We start from the raw sequence: 20206 nt of genomic DNA on the forward strand, positions 1-20206 counted from the left end.
CCCGGCCGGTTCTTTGACGGCGCTGACGTAACGGATATCGTGTGCGGGTGGACACCGATTCCGTGCTCGAGGCAACGCTCCGCACCCGGCTGGGGTCCGGGCACCCAAGGTTTGCCGCGGCCGCCATCGCCGGCGGAGAGACAACCATCGGGGTCAGCGGAGTCGCTGCCGAATCGGATTTCGAGATCGGCTCAATCTCCAAGGGGATCACCGGCCTGCTCTACGCGGACGCGTGCGGGCGGGGCGAGATTTCCCCGGACACCCTGCTCGGGGGACTGTTGCCGCTGGGGAACTGTGCCGCGGCGGGCGTCAGCCTTGGCGCCTTGAGCCGGCATGCCTCGGGGCTGCCCCGGCTGGCACCGGCAACACCCGGTTCCGCGTCCATGATGCGGCGCACGGTGTCACTCTTCCTGCAGGGCGAAAACCCGTATGGGGAGAGCCTCGCGGATCTGCTGGAGCAGGCCCGTGCCGTACGGCTGCCGGGGCCGCGACTGCAGGGTCCGCGGCCACGGTATTCCAACCTCGGGTTCGAGCTCCTCGGCCACGCAATCGCGGCCGGCGCCGGGATGAGCTACCGGGACCTTGTGGCGGCACGCCTCAGCCGGCCGCTGGCCCTCGACTCGGTGTACCTGCCCGCCACCCCCGGCGAACTCGGCCCCCACGCCCTCACCGGCACAAGCCGTCGGGGCCGGCCCCGGCAACCCTGGACGGGCGAGGCGCTGGCTCCGGCCGGCGGCATCCGCGCCGCCATCCAGGACCTCGCCCGGCTCGCCGGGGCGCTCCTCGACGGCACCGCCCCGGGCATGTCCGCCCTCGATCCGGTGGAAGAATTCGCCGGCCCCGCGGTCCGCATCGGCGCCGCCTGGCTGACCCTCGACTCCAAGGGACGGCGGATCACCTGGCACAACGGCGGCACGGGCGGGTTCAGCAGCTGGATCGGCCTGGACCGGGAAGCAAAGGCCGGGGTGGTCCTGCTCACGGCGACGGCAGCTTCGGTTGACCGTCCGGGTTTCGAGCTGCTGCGGGAACTGGCAGCACGCTGACGCACAGTCAGCGAACGCTCCTAGCGAACGACGGCGGCCCGGAGGGCGGCGATTTCGGCGAGCTGGTGGCGCTCATCGAGCTGGTGCGCCGGAACGTCCCGGCCGCTGAGGATCCGCTGACGGGTGAAGGCCAGCTGGGTGGCGGCATGGAGCAGGGCCTTCATCTGCGGGCCGCGGCCGGTGGACTTTGCCCAGCGCAGGGCGGAGCGGCGGCCGCCGCTGGTGGCCAGCATGTCCACCTCGGCCGCGCTGAACCAGCCGGCGGCCGAGTATTCCCTGAGCCGCTGGCGGGTAAGCCTGCGCTCGGCGACGCGCAGCAGCACGATGACCACAACCGCCAGCAGGAAGATTGGCACCTGCACCAGCACGTACGTGGCCAGGAAGTCCGCGCCCATGCTGTTCCAGGCGCTGTGCAGCAGCATCGCGGGGACCAGGCCGACGGCGAACGCCAGCACGGACAGGCCGTTGTGCCAGCGTCGCGCGGCGAAGCCCATGATCAGCCCGGTGGTGCCCGTGAAGATGGCGTGGGCGAACGGCGACATGACCCCGCGGAGGAAGAACACCACCGCCAACTCGGTGCCGGGGTCGCTGGATTCGGCGATCGCACGCCCGAAATAGAGGATGTTCTCGGTGAACGCGAAGCCGGCCGCGATGGTGAAGGCGAACACCACCCCGTCGACCGGGCCGTCGAAATGCTTCCGGGCGAAGAGCAGGAGCAGCAGCAACCCCAGGGACTTGGCGAATTCCTCCACCACCGGCGCCTGGACGGTCACGGCGAACGTCGTGTAGTCCAGTCCCGAGGCGGGCCCCGCCACGGCCGAGAAATAGGGCTGCAGGAGCATGGTCACGGCAATCGAGACCACCGCTCCCCAAACGAAGGCGAACAGCAGCAGCGGCCGCGGCTCCGGCTCCCAGCGGTCGATGAAGCGCACCGTCAGCAGCACTGTCCCCAAGGGAATGAGCGAGGCGATGAACCCGATAACGAAGCCCGAGATCCCGGTGCTGCCCAGAAGGAACGGGAGGACCAGGAAGAGGCTGAAGAACGCCAGAAACAGGCCGGCCAGCAGGAGCCCGGACAGTCCCGCGGAACTGCGGCCGCGCCGCGCCGCTGGGAGCGCCGGCGGGAGGACCGGCTGGAACCCGCCACGGTCGTTGGCCGGTGCCTGCCGGTAGTATTCCGGCTGGACATGCCCCAGCCACGTCGGGTTGGCCTGCTGCGGCAGCGGTTGGCCGCCGGGGGAGTACGCGGGGTGGTCTTGCCCCGGCCGCGGCTCGTTGGTCGTCATGAACCCGAGCCTATGTCCGTGTGAGGTTAAACGCATGCCGGCAGCGCCGGGGCGCCAGTAGCGCTGTGGTAATTTGAGAAGGCAAACAATCCTTTTTTAATTCCGTCCCGTGAGGCGGGGAAAGGGGAGACGAGCGTTGACTTCTGTTCCAGAAGCACCGGTTCCGGCCAAGGTTGTACTCACCCGAGTGGTACTCAACCAGGCGGACATCGACCGTGCACTCACTCGTATCGCCCATGAGATTCTTGAGTCCAACAAGGGCTCCCAAGACCTCGTCCTGCTGGGCATCCCGCGGAGGGGCTACCCCCTCGCCGTGCGGCTCGCCGCCAAGATTGCCGCCGCCGATCCCACCGTGGACCCCGCCGCGATCGTCGGCCAGTTGGATGTGACCATGTTCCGGGACGATCTTTCCCATCAGGCCATGCGCCCGCCGTACCCCACGCAGCTTCCCCGCACCGGCATCGACAACAAAGTCGTGGTGCTGATCGACGACGTCCTGTACTCCGGCCGGACCATCCGGGCCGCCCTGGACGCGATTATCGACCTCGGCCGCCCGCGCATCGTCCGCCTCGCGGTTCTGATTGACCGCGGCCACCGGGAGCTGCCCATCCGCGCGGACCACGTCGGCAAGAACCTCCCCACCTCCTCGTCCGAGAAAGTCAGGGTCCGGCTGGCCGAAACGGACTCGGTCGACGGCGCCCCCGTCAACGAAGTGGTCATCGAGGCCACCGCATGAGGCACCTGCTCTCCACCGAAGACCTGAGCCTGTCCAACGCCGTCCGCATCCTCGACACCGCCGAGGAAATGGCGGCCGTGGGGGAGCGCGAGGTCAAGAAACTTCCCACGCTGCGCGGCCGCACCGTGGTCAACCTGTTCTTCGAGGACTCCACCCGCACCCGCATCTCTTTCGAGGCCGCCGCCAAACGGCTCTCCGCCGACGTCATCAACTTCGCCGCGAAAGGCTCCTCCGTCTCCAAGGGCGAATCCCTCAAGGACACGGCCCAGACGCTCTCCGCGATGGGCGCCGACGCCGTCGTCATCCGGCACTGGGCCTCCGGCGCCCCGCACCGGCTCGCCGCCACGGACTGGATCGACGCCGCCGTCATCAACGCCGGCGACGGCACCCATGAACACCCCACCCAGGCGCTGCTGGACGCGTTCACCATGCGCCGGCACTGGTCCAAACTGGCCGGCACCCCGTCCGCGGGGGCGGACCTCACGGGGATGCGCGTAGCGATCGCCGGGGACGTGCTGCACTCCCGGGTGGCCCGCTCCAACGTCTGGCTGCTGCGCACCCTCGGCGCCGAGGTTACCCTGGTGGCGCCGCCGACGCTGCTGCCGATCGGCGTCGAACAGTGGCCCTGCGCGGTCAGCTACGACCTGGACGAGACCCTCGCCCGCGGCGTGGACGCCATGATGATGCTCCGCGTGCAGGGCGAACGGATGAACGCCTCGTTCTTCCCGACCACGCGCGAATACTCCCGCCGCTGGGGCTTCGACGACAACCGGCTCCGTGCCCTGGACAGCCTGGGTTTGAAGGACACCATCATCATGCACCCCGGGCCCATGAACCGGGGCCTGGAGATTTCCTCCGCTGCGGCCGACTCGCCCCGATCCACGGTGCTGGCGCAGGTACGCAACGGCGTCTCCATCCGGATGGCGGCCCTCTACCTGCTGCTCTCCGGGGACACCCGCGAACCGGCCATCCACGCCACCCCCACTTCCGCAGAGAACAACTCCGCCCCCGTCACCAAGGAGAGCCACTGATGGCATCACAGCAACAGGACGCAGTCACCGGCGCCTACCTGATCCGCGGAGCCGCCATTCTCGGCGGAGCCCCCGAAGACCTCCTGATCCGCGACGGGATCATCGCCGAACGAGGCCAGGACCTGTCCGCCGACGGCGCCACTGTCATTGAGGCCGCCGGACTCGTGGCACTGCCCGGCATGGTGGACATCCACACCCACCTGCGCGAACCCGGCCGCGAAGACGCCGAAACGGTCGAGACCGGCACCCGCGCCGCGGCCCTGGGCGGCTACACCGCCGTGCACGCGATGGCCAACAGCACCCCGGTGGCGGACACCGCCGGCGTCGTCGAACAGGTCCTTACGCTCGGCCGTACCGCCGGCTGGGTGGACGTCCGCCCGGTCGGCGCCGTCACGGTCGGCCTCGCGGGGGAGCGGCTCGCCGAACTCGGCGCGATGGCCGATTCCCGCGCGCACGTCCGCGTTTTCTCCGACGACGGGATATGCGTCCACGACCCCGTGCTGATGCGCCGGGCGCTGGAGTACGTCAAGGCGTTCGACGGCGTCGTCGCCCAGCACGCGCAGGAACCGCGGCTCACCGCCGGCGCGCAAATGAATGAAGGCGAGGTCTCGGCCGTCCTGGGCCTCACCGGCTGGCCCGCCGTCGCCGAGGAAAGCATCATTGCCCGCGACGTCCTGCTCGCCCAGCACGTCGGGTCCCGGCTGCATGTCTGCCACGTCTCCACGGCCGGCTCCGTGGAGATCATCCGCTGGGCCAAGTCCCGCGGCGTCAACGTCACGGCCGAGGTCACCCCGCACCATCTCTGGCTCACGGACGAACTCGCCCGCAGCTACGATCCCGTCTACAAGGTCAACCCGCCGCTGCGCACCGACGCCGATGTCCAGGCCCTGCGCGCCGCGCTGGCCGACGGCACGATCGACGTCGTCGGCACGGACCACGCCCCGCACCCCAGCGAACACAAGGAATGTGAGTGGGCGCAGGCCGCCATGGGCATGACCGGGCTGGAAACCGCACTGTCCGTGGTGCAGCACACCATGATCGAAACCGGGCTGATGGGCTGGGCCGACTTCGCCCGCGTCACGTCCACCGCCCCGGCCGCGATCGGCCGGGTCGAGGACCAGGGCCGCCCGCTCGACGCCGGCGAACCCGCGAACGTCACACTCGTGGACCCGGCTGCGCGCTGGACCGTGGACCCTTCTAAGATGGCAACCATGGGCCGTAACTCTCCGTTTGCCGGCCGGGAACTTCCCGGCAAGGTGGTGGCGACATTCTTCAAGGGCCACCCCACCGTCCTCGACGGTAAACTCAACACCCCGTACCGGTGGCTCGCCGAAGCGCCGGCCGCGCCGGGCACTACAGCAGAGGGCCTCTCCTGATGGACAAGCTGCCCTTCTTCCTGATCATGCTGGCCCTCGCCGTTGGCATCTTCGCCATGCTGGCGGTGGGCTGGCGGAACCGCCTGCGCCGCCAGGCCGACGTCGACCCGCTGCCGGAGATCCCCGGAGCGCTGGGCGCCGCGGTGGCAGTAGCCGACGGCCAGTACGTCGCGTCCACCACTGCCGGTGACTGGCTGGACCGCATTGCCGTGCACAATCTGGGCATCAGGACCAACGCCGAACTCAGCGTCCACCGCGAAGGGGTGCTCTTCGACCGCTCCGGCGCGGCCCCGGTCTTCATCCCGGCCGCCAGCCTCACCGGGGTGCGGCAGGAAAGCGGCATGGCCGGGAAGTTCGTCGAAAAGGACGGACTCCTGGTGCTCAGCTGGATGCTCGGCACCCGCGAACTCGATTCCGGGTTCCGCACCCGGCACGCCGACGACAAAACCAAGCTCCTCAATGCCCTGCAAGATTTGATCCCCGCGGCCCCCCAGGCCAATGCCGATAGTGGAAAGTAACAACGTGACGGACCCCAACCACATGACATCAAACGCAGCAGCCTCCACCCCGGCAGCCCTCGTGCTCGAGGACGGCCGGATCTTCCGCGGGACCAGCTACGGTGCCACCGGAACCGCGCTCGGCGAGGCCGTGTTCGCGACCGGCATGACCGGCTACCAGGAGACCATCACGGACCCCTCCTACGCCCGCCAGCTCGTGGTGCAGACCGCCCCGCACATCGGCAACACCGGCGTGAACAAGGACGACGCCGAGTCCCGGCGCATCTGGGTGGCCGGCTACATCGTCCGCGACGCCGCCCGCCGCCCGTCCAACTGGCGCTCGGAACGCTCCCTCGACGAGGAGCTGGTAGAACAGGGCATCGTCGGCATCCAGGGCGTGGATACCCGCGCCATCACCCGGCACCTGCGCGAACACAAGACAATGCGCGCCGGGATCTTCTCCGGCGACGCCGTCCGCGCCACTGACAAGGAACTCGTGGACACCGTTCTGGCCAGCGCCCCGATGGAAGGCTCACGCCTGGCCGAGGAAGTCAGCGTCGACGAGGCCTACACCGTGGAACCCAAGGACTGGGGCTGGGACGGCGAACCGCGCTTCAGCATCGCCGCGATCGACCTTGGCATCAAGCGGATGACCCCCATCCGCTTCGCCGAGCGTGGCGTCCGCGTGCACGTGCTGCCGGCCACCGCCACCCTGGCCGATGTCCAGGCGGTCAACCCCGACGGATTCTTTATGTCCAACGGCCCCGGCGACCCCGCCACCGCCGACAACCAGGTCAAGCTGCTCCGCTCCGTCCTGGACGAGAAGATCCCGTACTTCGGCATCTGCTTCGGCAACCAGATCCTGGGCCGTGCCCTGGGCTTCGGCACCTACAAGCTGCGCTACGGCCACCGCGGCATCAACCAGCCTGTGATGGACCGGCGCACCGGCAAGGTGGAGATCACCTCGCAGAACCACGGCTTCGCCGTAGACGCCCCGCTCGACGGCGCCACGCAGGCCCCCGAGGAGCGCTTCGGCCGCGTCGAGGTCAGCCACGTGAGCCTCAACGACGACGTCGTCGAGGGCCTGTCCTGCCTCGACATCCCGGCCTTCTCGGTGCAGTACCACCCCGAGGCCGCGTCCGGCCCGCACGACGCGGCCTACCTCTTCGACCGCTTCATCCAGCTGATGGCCGACGCTTCTTCCAAGACAGAGACAAAGACTTCCACCGAATCCAAGACTGAGGACAAGAAGTAATGCCCAAGAGAACTGACCTTAAGAGCGTCCTGGTCATCGGTTCCGGCCCGATCGTGATCGGCCAGGCGGCCGAATTCGACTACTCCGGCACCCAGGCACTGCGCGTCCTCAAGGAGGAGGGCCTCCGCGTCATCCTCGTCAACTCCAACCCGGCCACCATCATGACCGACCCGGAGTTCGCCGACGCCACCTACATCGAGCCGATCACCCCCGAGGTGGTAGAGAAGATCATCGCCAAGGAACGCCCGGACGCGATCCTGCCCACCCTCGGCGGCCAGACCGCGCTCAACACCGCGATCGCGCTGGACAAGAACGGTGTGCTGGAGAAGTACAACGTCGAACTGATCGGCGCCAACATCGCCGCGATCGAGCTTGGCGAGGACCGCGAAAAGTTCAAGGGCGTGGTGGAGCGCTGCGGCGCGGAATCGGCCCGCAGCCACATCATCCACACCATTGACGAGGCCCTCACCGCCGCAGAGGACCTCGGCTACCCGATGGTCGTCCGGCCCTCCTTCACCATGGGCGGCCTCGGCTCCGGCCTCGCCTACGACGAGAACGACCTCCGCCGCATCGTTGGCCAGGGGCTGCAGTACAGCCCCACCAGCGAAGTGCTGCTCGAAGAGAGCATCCTGGGCTGGAAGGAATACGAGCTCGAGATGATGCGGGACAAGAACGACAACGTCGTGGTGGTCTGCTCCATCGAGAACTTCGACCCGGTCGGCGTGCACACCGGCGACTCGATCACAGTCGCCCCCGCCCTGACCCTGACGGACCGCGAGTACCAGCGCCTGCGGGACATCTCCATCGCCGTCATCCGCGAAGTCGGCGTCGACACCGGCGGCTGCAACATCCAGTTCGCCGTCGAGCCCGACACGGGCCGCGTCGTCGTGATTGAAATGAACCCGCGCGTCTCCCGCTCCTCCGCCCTGGCCTCCAAGGCCACCGGCTTCGCGATCGCCAAAATCGCCACCAAGCTCTCCCTCGGCTACACCCTGGACGAGATCCCGAACGACATCACCCAGAAGACGCCGGCGTCCTTCGAACCGACCCTGGACTACGTCGTCGTGAAGGTCCCGCGCTTCGCCTTCGAGAAGTTCCCGGCGGCGGACCCCACCCTCACCACCACCATGAAATCGGTGGGCGAGGCCATGGCGATGGGCCGCAACTTCACCGAGGCGCTGCAGAAAGCCCTGCGCTCCCTCGAGCAGAAGGGCTCCCAGCTCGACTTCAGCCACGTCCCGGAATGGGAAGTCGCCGAGCTGATCGAGAAGTCCAAGCGTCCCACCACCGACCGCCTGCACCAGGTCCAGCGTGCCCTGCTCGGCGGCGCCACCGTGGAGCAGCTCTTCGAGGCCACCAAGATCGACCCCTGGTACCTGGACCAGCTCCAGCTGCTGAACGAGATCTCGGTGGAAATCCGCCAGGCCGCCGCGCTGACCCCGGAGATGCTGACCCGCGCCAAGCGCCACGGCTTCTCCGACGAGCAGATCGGCGCCCTGACGCACAACTCCGAGGACGTCGTCCGCGGGGTCCGGCAGGCCCTCGGCATCCGCCCCGTCTACAAGACCGTGGACACCTGCGCCGCCGAATTCGCCGCGTACACGCCGTACCACTACTCCTCCTACGACGAGGAGGACGAGGTGGCGCTGCACGCGAAGCCGTCCATCATCATCCTCGGTTCGGGCCCCAACCGGATCGGCCAGGGCATCGAGTTCGACTACTCCTGCGTGCACGCGTCGATGGCGCTGCGCAAGGCCGGGTACGAGACCGTGATGGTCAACTGCAACCCCGAGACCGTCTCCACCGACTACGACGTGTCAACCCGGCTGTACTTCGAGCCGCTCACGCTCGAAGACGTGCTCGAGGTCATCGCGGCCGAGGAACGCACCGGCGGCGTCATGGGCGTCTTCGTCCAGCTCGGCGGCCAGACCCCGCTCAAGCTCGCCCAGCAGCTTGCCGACGCCGGCGTGCCGATCCTCGGCACGTCCCCGGAGGCGATCGACCTTGCCGAGCACCGCGGAGCCTTCTCCCGCGTGCTCGACAAGGGCGGCCTCATCTCGCCGAAGAACGGCACCGCTGTGTCCTTCGAGGATGCCAAGAAGATCGCCGACGAAATCGGCTACCCGGTCCTGGTCCGCCCGTCGTATGTTCTCGGCGGCCGCGGCATGGAGATCGTCTACGACGAGCCCAACCTCTCCCGCTACATCGCCAACGCCACCGAGATCACCCCGGACCACCCGGTCCTGATCGACCGGTTCCTTGAGGACGCCGTCGAAATCGACGTCGACGCCCTCTACGACGGCACCGAGATGTACCTCGGCGGCATCATGGAGCACATCGAGGAGGCCGGCATCCACTCGGGCGACTCAGCGTGCGTGCTTCCGCCCATCACCCTGGGCAACAACGTGCTGGAGCGCGTCCGCACCGCCACCCTGGCCATCGCCGAGGGCGTGGGCGTCCGCGGCTTGATCAACATCCAGTTCGCCCTGGCCTCCGACGTGCTCTACGTCCTGGAAGCCAACCCGCGGGCCTCCCGCACCGTCCCGTTCGTCTCCAAGGCGACCGGTGTGCAGATGGCGAAGGCGGCGGCCCTGATCGGCACCGGCGTCACCATCAACCAGCTCCGCACCGCTTACAAGATGCTCCCGGAAACCGGCGACGGCTCCACGCTGCCGCTGGACGCCCCGGTCTCGGTCAAGGAAGCCGTGCTGCCGTTCAGCCGCTTCCGTACCCCCGAGGGCAAGGTGGTTGACTCCCTGCTCGGGCCGGAAATGCGCTCCACCGGCGAGGTCATGGGCATCGACAAGCACTTTGACACCGCCTTCGCCAAGAGCCAGGCTGCCGCCAACAACGCGCTGCCCACCGAGGGCAAGATCTTCGTCTCGGTGGCCAACCGGGACAAGCGTTCGGTCATCATGGGCGTCAAGCGGCTCTCCGACCTCGGCTTCGAGATCGTCTCCACCGGCGGCACCGCCGACGTGCTGCGCCGCAACGGCATCCAGGCCACCCCGGTCCGCAAAGTCGCCGAGGGCTCCAGCGCCGAAGGCGAGGGCACCATCGCGGACCTCATCATCGCCGGGGAGATCGACATGGTCTTCAACACCCCCTCCGGTGGCGAGGCCCGCAGCGACGGCTATGAACTGCGTGCCGCCGCGACGTCGATCGGCATCCCGTGCATCACCACGGTGGCCGAGTTCAACGCCGCCGTCCAGGCGATCGAGGCGCTGCGCACCTACGAATGGTCGGTCACCAGCCTGCAGGAGCACGCGGCTGCGCTGTTTGCCTCGCAGAATGCGGTATCGCAGAATGCCTGAGGCTGCTGCCACTGAGACGGCCGGTCGGGAGTCCTTCGGCTCCCGGCTGGGCCGGGCCATGGCGGACCGCGGCCAGTTGTGCGTCGGGATCGACCCGCACCCGGCGCTGTTGCAGCGCTGGGGACTGAACGACGACGTCGCCGGGCTGGAGCGGTTCTCGCTCACCGTCCTGGACGCGGTGGCTTCGCTCGCTGCCGCGGTCAAACCCCAGGTGGCCCTGTATGAGCGGCACGGTTCCGCAGGCATGGCTGTGCTGGAACGTGTCCTCGCCGCGGCGGCGGACGCCTCGGTCCTGACTATTGCCGACGCCAAGCGCGGCGACATCGGCTCCACCATGGCCGCCTACGCCGACGCGTGGCTGAGGGACGGCTCCGCCCTGGCCGCCGACTCGGTGACCCTGAGCCCCTACCTGGGCTTCGAATCGCTCCGGCCCGCACTGGACCTCGCCGCGCAGACCGGGCGCGGCGTGTTCGTCCTGGCGCTGACATCCAACCCGGAAGGCGCGTCCGTCCAGCATGTCGGCGGCGCGGACTCCGTGGCACGCCGGATCGTCCGGGCGGCGGCGGCGGAAAACCAGCGGTATGAAGGGGAGTTGGGGTCAACCGGACTCGTCGTCGGTGCGACCGTCGGCTCCGCCCTCACTGACCTGGACCTGGACCTCGCAGCGGTGCGCGGCCCCATTCTGGCCCCGGGCCTCGGCGCGCAGGGCGCCACCGCGGCGGACCTGCGCCGCACCTTTGGCAGCGCTTATAGCCAGGTGCTCGGGACGTCCAGCCGTGACATTCTCGGCGCCGGTCCGCGGATCCAGGACCTCAGCGACGCAGCCCTGCGGACCCTCGAGGAGCTCCGCTCGGCCTAGTCGGGCACCGGGTTCTTCGATCTGGGTCCCGTGCGTCAGCCAAGACAGGGGTGGCCGAAACCTTGGGGAGCGAAGTGGGCGTACCAGGCTGATCCCGATGGCCCGGGCGGCCACCGTCACTCGTCGCGGCCACCCATCTGACGCAAGTGGCCGCTATGGTGAGGGTCGTTGCGGCCATTCGTGGCGAACGGGCGCAGGCGGGGCCGGCGTCGGCACGGGTTCTAGCACCCATTTGACGCAAGTGGCCGCTATGGGGACGGTCGTTGCGGCCATTCGTGGTGAATGGGCGCAGCCGCATTGGCGCCGGGCCGACGTCGACAGTCCTGCGCCCCGGCCCGACCTTTGGACAAGCTGGGGCCGGGGCAATCATGCATTGATTTCTTCGGCATCCAGACGGTAGGTTCAGGACAAGTCCGCGGTACCGGCCGGGGCCGTTCGGCCCCGTCCCGCCGGGCCGTTCCTGCGGCCCGTCTGACAATGCAGGGAGGCATTCAGTGAGTTTGCGACCCCTCACTCCGCAGGAGCGTGCCGATGCCTTGAGCAAGGCCGCCGCCGCCAGGACCACCCGGGCCACCGCCAAGGACCGGCTGAAATCGGGGAAGCTGACCATTGCCGAATTGCTCAGCGCAGGGGAGAGCGATGATGCGATCGCCCGGATGAGGATCGTGGAACTGCTGGAGGCGCTGCCCGGAATCGGGCGGGTGCGTGCCGCGGCCATCATGGACCAGCTCGGCATCGCCGCGTCGCGCCGGGTCCGCGGCCTGGGAATTCACCAGCGCCGGGCGCTGGTAGATTTTATAGACGACAAACAGCCCGGTCCGCCGCGCTGACTTCAAACCGCCCAAAGGAATATGTGAGCAACAAACCGGGACTGACAGTCCTCGCCGGCCCGACGGCTGTTGGCAAAGGCACCGTGTCCACCTACATCCGGGACAACTATCCCGAGGTTTGGTTGTCCGTTTCGGCCACCACCAGGGCTCCGCGGCCCGGGGAAATCGACGGCGTGCACTACTACTTCAAGTCGAAGGAGGAGTTCGAGTCCCTGGTGGCCGCCGGCGAACTGCTCGAATGGGCCGTGGTGCACGGGCAGAATACCTACGGCACGCTGAAGAGCACGGTCAACGAGGCCATCGCCGAGGGCCGGCCGGTGCTCCTGGAAATCGATCTGCAGGGAGCGCGTCAGGTCAGGCAGGCCGTTCCGGATGCCCAGTTCGTGTTCCTGGCGCCGCCCAGCTGGGACGAATTGGTGCGTCGGCTGGTGGGCCGCGGCACGGAAAGCGCCGAGGAACAGCAGCGGCGGCTGGAAACCGGTAAAGTAGAGCTAGCTGCTGAACCGGAGTTCGACCACACCGTTGTTAATGACGACGTTCGCCGGGCAGCGGACGAGCTCGTTTCACTCATGGGGCTGACCCCCCACCCGCGCTAGCCGCGGGAAGCCATCAGCCCGTTAGAATTTGGAGAATTCGTGTCCACGAACCTTGAAGGCATCATCAACCCGCCGATCGACGAGCTGCTGAAGGCTGCCGACTCGAAGTACGGACTGGTGATTTTCGGCGCCAAGCGCGCACGTCAGATCAACGCCTACTACGCCCAGCTGCACGAGGGCCTGTTCGAGTATGTCGGCCCGCTGGTCGACACCAAGCTGAACGAGAAGTCGCTCTCCATCGCCCTGCGCGAAATCAACGAAGGCAAGCTCGTTTCCACCCCGATCGAACCTGCAGAGTAATTCCGCAGACGCAGACGGAGGTCACGTGCGCATAGTCCTCGGAGTCGGGGGAGGGATAGCCGCCTACAAGGTGGCGTCGCTCCTCCGGCTTTTTACTGAAGCCGGCCATGACGTCACGGTCATCCCCACGGAGGCCGCGACCCGCTTCGTCGGCGTCGCTACGTGGGAAGCGCTGTCCGGGCATCCGGTCAGCAACAGCATCTTCGACGACGTGCACACCGTCAACCACGTCCGCCTCGGCCACGAAGCCGAGCTGATCGTGGTGGCCCCCGCCACCGCCGACCTGCTGGCACGCGCCGCTACCGGCCAGGCTAACGACCTCCTCACCAACACCCTGCTCATGGCGGGCGGCTGCCCGGTGCTGATGGCCCCGGCCATGCACACCGAGATGTGGCAGCACCCGGCGACGCAGGCCAATGTCGAGACGCTCCGCAGCAGGGGCGTCACGGTACTGGAGCCCGCCTCCGGCCGGCTCACCGGATCGGACTCCGGACCGGGGAGGCTGCCCGAACCCGAGGCCATTTTCGAAGCAGCCCTGGCACTCGCCGGTGCACCGGCGGTACCAGCGACGGCGCCCCTGCCGGCGTCGGACGCCGCATTTTCTTCCCCGCAAAGCCCGCTGGCCGGGCTCACCGTCACGATCAGCGCCGGCGGCACCCGCGAACCCCTGGACCCCGTCCGGTTCCTCGGAAACCGCTCTTCCGGCAAGCAGGGAGTGGCGCTGGCCGCCGCCGCCCGCGACGCCGGCGCGAAGGTCCGCCTGCTGGCCGCCCACATGGACGTCCCGCCGCCGTCCGGCGTCGACGTCGTCAAAGTGGAGACCGCCCTGGAACTCCGCGAGGCGGCACTGCACGCCGCCGCCGATTCCGACGTCATCATCATGGCCGCCGCCGTCGCCGACTTCCGCCCGGCGGATGTCTCCGGCACCAAGATCAAGAAGCGCGACGACGTCGACGATCCTGTCATCTCGCTGGTCCGGAACCCGGACATCCTGCGGGAACTCGTCGAGGTCCGCCACGCGGCCTCCCGTAACCAGCTGATCGTCGGCTTCGCGGCCGAGACCGGCGACGCCGACGGCGACGTCCTGGAATATGCCGCGGCCAAGCTGCGCCGCAAGGCGTGTGACCTGCTGGTGGTCAACCACGTGGGCCAGGACAAGGTCTTCGGCGAGGACACCAACTCCGTAGTCATCCTTTCCCGCTCCGGCTCCGAACCCCAAGAGGCGTCGGGTTCCAAATCCGACGTCGCGGCTGCCGTGATAGACCGCATCAGCGCCGAGTTGAGCCGGGTTGTTCCGCCGGCTTGAGCCGGGCGTAAGCAAAGTCTCCTTAGCACAGGGACACACGCCGCCGGACGTCCGTTTTCCAACCAGTAAGGTAGTTGAGTGACTTTACCGCTGCACATCCCTGATTTCCACGGGTCCACGCCCGCCTCGCTCCGGCTCTTCACCTCCGAGTCGGTGACCGAAGGACACCCCGACAAGATCTGCGACCAGATCAGCGATGCGATCCTCGACGCCCTGCTGACCAAGGACCCGGAGTCACGGGTGGCCGTAGAGACGTTGGCCACCACCGGGCTGGTCCACGTGGCCGGCGAGGTCACCACCGACGCGTACGTCGAAATCCCGCAGATCGTCCGGGAAACCATCCTGGGCATCGGCTACGACTCCTCGGCCAACGGTTTCGACGGCGCCCGTTGCGGCGTGTCGGTCTCTATCGGCCAGCAGTCCAACGACATCGCCGGCGGCGTCTTCAATTCGCTGGAGGCCCGCGAAGGCCGCCAGGAGGATGACTACGACCTCCAGGGCGCCGGCGACCAGGGCCTGATGTTCGGCTACGCCAGCGACGAGACCCCTTCCTACATGCCGGTTCCGATCTGGCTCGCGCACCGGCTCTCCGAGCGCCTTACCGAGGTCCGCAAGAACGGCGAGCTCGCCTACTTGCGCCCCGACGGCAAGACCCAGGTGACCGTCGGCTACGACGGCGACCGGCCCGTCTCGGTCGAGACCGTCGTCATCTCCAGCCAGCACGCCGAAGGCGCCAGCCTGGACCAGCTCCGTGCCGACCTGGCCACCCACGTGGTGGACCCGGTCATGGCGCTGTCCAATCTGGACATCTCGCGGACCAAGAACATCCTGAACCCCGCCGGCGCCTTCGTCATCGGCGGCCCCGTCGGCGACGCCGGCCTCACCGGCCGCAAGATCATCGTGGACACCTACGGCGGCATGGCCCGCCACGGCGGCGGCGCCTTCTCCGGCAAGGATCCGTCCAAGGTGGACCGCTCGGCCGCGTACGCGATGCGCTGGGTAGCCAAGAACGTGGTGGCTGCAGGCCTCGCGAAGCGCGCCGAGATCCAGATCGCCTACGCGATCGGCCAGGCACGCCCGGTGGGAACCTACGTCGAGACCTTCGGCACCGAGACCGTGGATCCCGCCCGGATCAGCGCCGCGATCGCGGAGATCTTCGACTTGCGCCCCCGTGCCATCATCGATGCCCTCGACCTGAAACGCCCGATCTACGCCAAGACCGCAGCCCACGGCCACTTCGGCCGCGAAGACCCCGACTTCACGTGGGAACGCCTGGACCGCGTGGACGAGCTGAAGGCCTTCTTTAACGCCTGAGGCCGGAGCCGCTGTCCGCTTTGATGCCAAAACGTCACAGCCATGTGATGTGCTGTAGCCAGGCCGCCGATACTGGCGGCCTGGCTACTCTTTATTGAGCCGGCACCGCCTTAGGCCGGCACGGACTGCTGTTGAAGGGAGGACCTGCGCGATGAGCCCGACCCATGGTGCCGCAGCGTCGGACGAGCCCCTCCAGCTCTCGCTGCTGCAAGGTTTTCCAGCTTCCGCGGCGGCATTCTCAGGCCCCGCCCTGGCCGCCCGGCTTCCGGTCGCACAGGTGCGGCTGGAATCCTCCCTCCCACACCTCGACCGGCCGTTCGACTACAGCGTGCCGGCCGGGCTCGACACTGCGGCGCAGCCCGGGGTCCGCGTCAAGGTGAAGTTCAACGGCCAGGAACTGGCCGGGTACCTGATTGACCGCGTGCCGGAATCCGACGCCGGCCACCCCCTCGTCCCGCTGCACAAAGTTGTCTCTCCCGTTCCGGTGCTGACGGCCCCCATCGCCGAACTCGCCGGACGAGTCGCTGCGCGCTACGCCGGCAGCGTCAGCGATGTGCTGCGCGTGGCCGTGCCGCCGCGGATGGCGAAGCTGGAGAAAGACCTCGCCCCTGACGGCGTCCTGGATCCGTCCCTCTTCGCAGCCGAGGGGACCGAAGCCGGGGCCGGAACCGCGATTCCTGCGGGTCTGGAAACGTCCAGCTGGGCCTCGTACCGCAACGGCCGGGCGTTCCTGCAGCACCTCAACGCAGGGGAGTCGCCGCGGGCCGTGCTCAGCGCGCTCCAGGGCTTCGGTCCCGGCGGCTGGCCGCGAATGATTGCCGAGGCCGTGGCGGCCGTGCGCCTGTCCGGCCGCGGCGCCGTCGTCGTTGTCCCCGACTACCGGGACCTGGACCGGGTGGAAGCCGCACTCCTGCAGCTGTTGCCGGCAGGGGACGTTGCCCGGCTCACCGCGGACGACGGCCAGACCCCGCGCTACCGCAGCTTCCTGCGGATCCTCAGCGGTGCCGCCGGGGTGGCTGTCGGCACCCGCTCCGCGGCCTACGCGCCGGTCCACAACCTTGGTCTGGTGGTCTGCTGGGACGACGGCGACGATCTGCACATCGAGCAGCGCTCACCCTACGCCCACTCCCGCGAAGTCCTGCTGCTGCGGGCCGAGCAGGAGGGCGCTGCCTGCCTTCTCGCCGGGCACACCCGGAGTACCGAAACGCAGCGCCTCGTCGAGGCCGGCTGGGCGTGGCCGGTGGAGGCGGACCGCGCCGTCGTCCGCCGGACCGTTCCGCGGGTGCTGAACACCGCCGACAGTTACGAACTCGAACATGATCCGCTGGCCAGGATCGCCCGGCTGCCGGGCGCCGCCTGGCGCGCGGCCAAGGAAGGGCTGGAACGCGGCCCGGTTCTGGTCCAGGTGGCGCGGGCGGGCTATGCGCCGTCGCTTGCGTGCGAAAACTGCCGCGAACCGGCGCGTTGCACCGCCTGCAGCGGGCCGCTGGCCATCGCCGGGGCCAGCGGAAGCTCGGCCGTGCCGCAGTGCCGCTGGTGCTCGACGCCGGCGCCGGCCTGGCGCTGCGGTACGTGCAACGGGGTCCGGCTCCGGCGGGGCGCCACGGGTGCCCTGCGCACTGCTGAGGAGCTGGGCCGCGCCTTCCCGGGGAAGCCGGTCATCACCTCGTCTGGGGACCGGGTGTTGGCCATGGTTCCGGATTCGAAGGCCCTGGTGGTGGCCACGGTCGGTGCGGAGCCGGTCGCGGCCGGCGGTTATGCGGCGGCACTGCTGCTCGACGGCGATTCGCTGCTGCGCCGCGAAAACCTGCGGGCGGGGGAGGACGCCGTCCGCCGCTGGTTCAACGCCGCCGCCCTGGTCCGCCCGGCGGGCGATGGCGGCCTGGTGGTCATCACCGCCGACGACGCCTCCGGAGTCGGCGCCCTGCTGCGCTGGGACCCCGCTGGTTACGCCCAGCGGGAACTGTCCCTGCGCCGGGAACTCCAGCTGCCCCCGGCTGTCCGGGTTGCCTCCATCACCGGCGGCCGGACCGCCGTCGGGCACTTCAGCCAGGCCGTTGAGCAGCAGCTGGGCGCGCAGGGCATCCTGCTGCGGACCGCCGGCCCGGCGCCCCTCGTGCTGGCCGGTGCTCCGAGCCAGGGAGGAGTGCCGGCTGCCGGCGAGGACGTCCGGACGCTGCTCTTCATCCCGTACGGCCAGGCCCCTCAGGTCACCAAGGCGCTGCGGGCGGTCAAGGTTGCCGCGGCCGCCAAACGCACCGACGATCCGGTGCAGCTCCGGCTCGACGGCGTGGACGTGCTCTAGGTCTTCCCTGCCGCGGACAGCTCCGGGGTCGCCGGTTCAGTGCGGGTTCGCCGATACCCAACGGCGGCCCCGCAGCGTACCGGCCAGTCGGCCGCGGATTAATCCGGCCGGCCGGCTACTTACGGGGCGCTGCCTTCGGAAGCCCGGACCGGCGGGCGCGCAGTGCCATTGCCTCTTCGGCGGTCTCGAGCAGCCTGCGGGCCGACTCGTCCCAGCTGAAGTCGGCGGCGCGCTCCACCGAGCGGCGGGAACGGGTCTTCCACAAGTCCGGTTCCTCGAGGTTCCGGACCGCAGCGGCGAACTCGGCCGGTGAATCCGGGTGGACGTAACTGACGGCGTCGCCGCCCACCTCGCGGAAGATCGGAATGTCGCTGGCGATCACGGGGGTCCCGTGGGACATGGCTTCCACGAGGGGCAGGCCGTAGCCCTCCGCCTTGGACAGGCTGATCAGGGCCGTGGTGCGTTCCAGCAGAGCCTCATACTCGGCGTCGGTCACGCCGTTGTGGAAGACGATGTCCGCGCCCGCCGGCGCGAGGGCCTCGAGTTCCGCCCGGCGCTCGGGGGTGATCCGGCTGAGCAGGTGCAGGCTCATGTCCGGGAGTTCCGCCATGCCCCGGATCATGGTCTCAACGTTTTTGTACGGCATGAACGAACCCATGTAGAGCAGCGTCTTGTCCGCTCCCGCGCCGGGGTCCCGCGGCGTGTGGCCGTGCTGCGGGGCGTTGCCCACGATCCTGACGGGACGCCGGGTGAGCCGGTACTTCGAAATGAGTGCGGCGGTGGTGGAGCTGATGGTCGCGACGACGTCGGCCCGGTTCAGCAGTAGCCGCTGCGGCCAGAACGCCTTGTGGTACAGCCGCCAGAGGACCCGGACCGGGGCCGGAAGGAAGCCGGGAGGTGCCGGGTGCTCGTAGTAGATCAGGTCGTGCAGGGTGAGCACCAGGGCGTACTTCCGGCCCCAGCTGCCCATGGTCTGCATGGGACACACCACGACGTCGGCGCCGAGCTTGTTGACCTTGCCGGCGACAAACAACTCCGCCGGGGACAGCGGGCTGTTGATCAGCGTGTACGGCACATCCGGCAGCATGGCCAGCTGGCGGACATCGCTGACCAGCATAGAGACGTCGGCGATCCTGGCCGTGGCGGCGATCAGGCTGGCGCCGTAGCGGCTGATGCCGTCGTGGTGGTCCAGCCGGGTGAAACGGGCATCGATGAGGATTTTCACGCGGAGTGGTCCTTCAGGAAGCGTCGGATGAAGCCCGCGGCGGGTTCCGGGGTTTCGTAGTGGATCAGGTGGCCGACGTCCGGGATGACGTCAAGGCGCGCATCCGGCAGCAGGGCCAGCAGCGTGTGCTGGTCAGGCAGCGTCGCAATCTCGTCCTTTTCCCCGGCGATCAGCAGCACGGGAAGGGTGAGGCTCCGGGCCACTTCGGCGACGTTGCCGCCGACGGAGGCCTTGAACGCCTCCAGCAGACTCTCCCGGTCAGCGAACGCGGAGAAATACGCGCTGTGCTGGGCATGCACGAAACGGCGCAGCTGCTTGTCCTTGGTTTTCGCCATCGTCTCGCTCATCACCCGCACGATCAGCTGGCTGCGCAGCAGGCCCTGTCCCAGCCGGCGGGGAAGGCGGGCGGCGGCCTCGTAGTAGAGGACGGCGAGTTTGGTCATGAGACCCTTGGGCCCTTCGAGGGCGGGAGCGGCGATCGGGTTGACCAGGATCAGCTCCGAAACCGTGCCGGGGTGGGCCGCCACATAGTGGCTGGCGACAATCGAGCCGAAGGAGTGCCCCAGCAGGACCGTGTCGGTGCCCAGACCCAGGGCCGCCATGAAGTTGGAGATGAACCGGCCATAGCTCTCGACGCTGTGTTCGGCACCCGCGAAGGCTGCGGAGCTGCCGAAGCCGGGGAGGTCCGGCATGATGAGCCGCATCTCGGGGAGCTGGTCGGCTACCCGGAGCAGGCCATGGTGGTCGCCGCGGAAGCCGTGGATGACCAAGATGGTCCGCGTCTCCGGGGTCACGCGGACCGGTTCGTAGGTCCAGTACGCGACTCTGGTGCCGTCCAGGAGCACCCCGGCGGCATGGGTGCGGGCCTCGAGCCCGGCGCTGAACAGGGGCGTGCTGGGGGAGGTCTCGGTGTCCACGTATTCCATTCGATAT

At 68.7% G+C, this 20206-nt stretch carries 17 protein-coding genes; 14 read left to right on the forward strand and 3 right to left on the reverse strand.

What is annotated here, in order from left to right:
* Positions 1-47 precede the first annotated feature (47 nt).
* The gene (locus tag AC1DF4_RS07540) at positions 48-1043 is read left to right on the forward strand and encodes a serine hydrolase domain-containing protein (protein ID WP_476912297.1); all 996 of its coding nucleotides are present in this window, start codon (positions 48-50) and stop codon (positions 1041-1043) included.
* Between the two features lie 20 nt (positions 1044-1063).
* On the opposite strand, the gene AC1DF4_RS07545 is transcribed toward AC1DF4_RS07540, so the two are convergent.
* A complete protein-coding gene (locus tag AC1DF4_RS07545; protein WP_476912298.1) occupies positions 1064-2329 on the reverse strand; it encodes a PrsW family intramembrane metalloprotease in 1266 nt (421 codons plus the stop codon).
* Positions 2330-2465: 136 nt separating this feature from the next.
* On the opposite strand from AC1DF4_RS07545, the gene pyrR reads away from it, so the two are divergent.
* The 13 genes from pyrR to AC1DF4_RS07610 all read left to right on the forward strand — a co-directional run bounded on the left by pyrR (position 2466) and on the right by AC1DF4_RS07610 (position 18048).
* On the forward strand, positions 2466-3065 hold the full coding sequence (gene pyrR, locus AC1DF4_RS07550) for a bifunctional pyr operon transcriptional regulator/uracil phosphoribosyltransferase PyrR (RefSeq protein ID WP_476912299.1): 600 nt from the start codon (positions 2466-2468) through the stop codon (positions 3063-3065).
* Positions 3062-4096 (forward strand): aspartate carbamoyltransferase catalytic subunit, encoded by a 1035-nt coding sequence (locus AC1DF4_RS07555; RefSeq protein ID WP_476912300.1) that lies wholly within the window; start codon positions 3062-3064, stop codon positions 4094-4096. Before pyrR ends, AC1DF4_RS07555 begins: the two co-directional genes overlap by 4 nt.
* On the forward strand, positions 4096-5472 hold the full coding sequence (locus AC1DF4_RS07560; RefSeq protein ID WP_476912301.1) for a dihydroorotase: 1377 nt from the start codon (positions 4096-4098) through the stop codon (positions 5470-5472). Before AC1DF4_RS07555 ends, AC1DF4_RS07560 begins: the two co-directional genes overlap by 1 nt.
* Positions 5472-5990: a PH-like domain-containing protein gene (locus AC1DF4_RS07565; RefSeq protein ID WP_476912302.1), complete on the forward strand. Its 519-nt coding sequence runs from the start codon at positions 5472-5474 to the stop codon at positions 5988-5990. Before AC1DF4_RS07560 ends, AC1DF4_RS07565 begins: the two co-directional genes overlap by 1 nt.
* Entirely contained in the window at positions 5971-7224 is a 1254-nt protein-coding gene (gene carA, locus AC1DF4_RS07570; protein WP_476912303.1) for a glutamine-hydrolyzing carbamoyl-phosphate synthase small subunit, read from the forward strand. Before AC1DF4_RS07565 ends, carA begins: the two co-directional genes overlap by 20 nt.
* Positions 7224-10538: a carbamoyl-phosphate synthase large subunit gene (gene carB, locus AC1DF4_RS07575; protein ID WP_476912304.1), complete on the forward strand. Its 3315-nt coding sequence runs from the start codon at positions 7224-7226 to the stop codon at positions 10536-10538. Before carA ends, carB begins: the two co-directional genes overlap by 1 nt.
* The gene (pyrF, locus tag AC1DF4_RS07580) at positions 10531-11397 is read left to right on the forward strand and encodes an orotidine-5'-phosphate decarboxylase (RefSeq protein WP_476912305.1); all 867 of its coding nucleotides are present in this window, start codon (positions 10531-10533) and stop codon (positions 11395-11397) included. The genes carB and pyrF overlap by 8 nt, the downstream gene beginning before the upstream one ends.
* Before the next feature lie 494 nt (positions 11398-11891).
* Positions 11892-12227: an integration host factor, actinobacterial type gene (gene mihF, locus AC1DF4_RS07585; protein WP_441404189.1), complete on the forward strand. Its 336-nt coding sequence runs from the start codon at positions 11892-11894 to the stop codon at positions 12225-12227.
* Between the two features lie 23 nt (positions 12228-12250).
* On the forward strand, positions 12251-12823 hold the full coding sequence (gmk, locus tag AC1DF4_RS07590) for a guanylate kinase (RefSeq protein WP_476912306.1): 573 nt from the start codon (positions 12251-12253) through the stop codon (positions 12821-12823).
* A 39-nt stretch (positions 12824-12862) separates the two neighbouring features.
* Complete coding sequence (gene rpoZ / locus AC1DF4_RS07595) at positions 12863-13123, forward strand: DNA-directed RNA polymerase subunit omega (RefSeq protein ID WP_011692102.1); 261 nt, start codon at positions 12863-12865, stop codon at positions 13121-13123.
* Between the two features lie 25 nt (positions 13124-13148).
* Positions 13149-14429, forward strand: a complete 1281-nt coding sequence (gene coaBC / locus AC1DF4_RS07600; RefSeq protein WP_476912307.1) for a bifunctional phosphopantothenoylcysteine decarboxylase/phosphopantothenate--cysteine ligase CoaBC — start codon at positions 13149-13151, stop codon at positions 14427-14429.
* A 78-nt stretch (positions 14430-14507) separates the two neighbouring features.
* Positions 14508-15743 carry a methionine adenosyltransferase gene (gene metK, locus AC1DF4_RS07605; RefSeq protein ID WP_476912308.1) on the forward strand — a complete coding sequence of 412 codons (1236 nt, stop codon included), beginning with the start codon at positions 14508-14510 and terminating at the stop codon, positions 15741-15743.
* A 151-nt stretch (positions 15744-15894) separates the two neighbouring features.
* Positions 15895-18048 carry a primosomal protein N' gene (locus tag AC1DF4_RS07610; protein WP_476912309.1) on the forward strand — a complete coding sequence of 718 codons (2154 nt, stop codon included), beginning with the start codon at positions 15895-15897 and terminating at the stop codon, positions 18046-18048.
* Between the two features lie 115 nt (positions 18049-18163).
* Here the strand turns inward: AC1DF4_RS07610 and AC1DF4_RS07615 are convergent, their stop codons facing one another.
* Complete coding sequence (locus AC1DF4_RS07615; protein ID WP_476912310.1) at positions 18164-19273, reverse strand: glycosyltransferase family 4 protein; 1110 nt, start codon at positions 19271-19273, stop codon at positions 18164-18166.
* Positions 19270-20199, reverse strand: a complete 930-nt coding sequence (locus AC1DF4_RS07620; RefSeq protein WP_476912311.1) for an alpha/beta fold hydrolase — start codon at positions 20197-20199, stop codon at positions 19270-19272. The genes AC1DF4_RS07615 and AC1DF4_RS07620 overlap by 4 nt, the downstream gene beginning before the upstream one ends.
* Positions 20200-20206 lie beyond the last annotated feature (7 nt).

Source organism: Arthrobacter sp. 05N429, assembly GCF_056397045.1.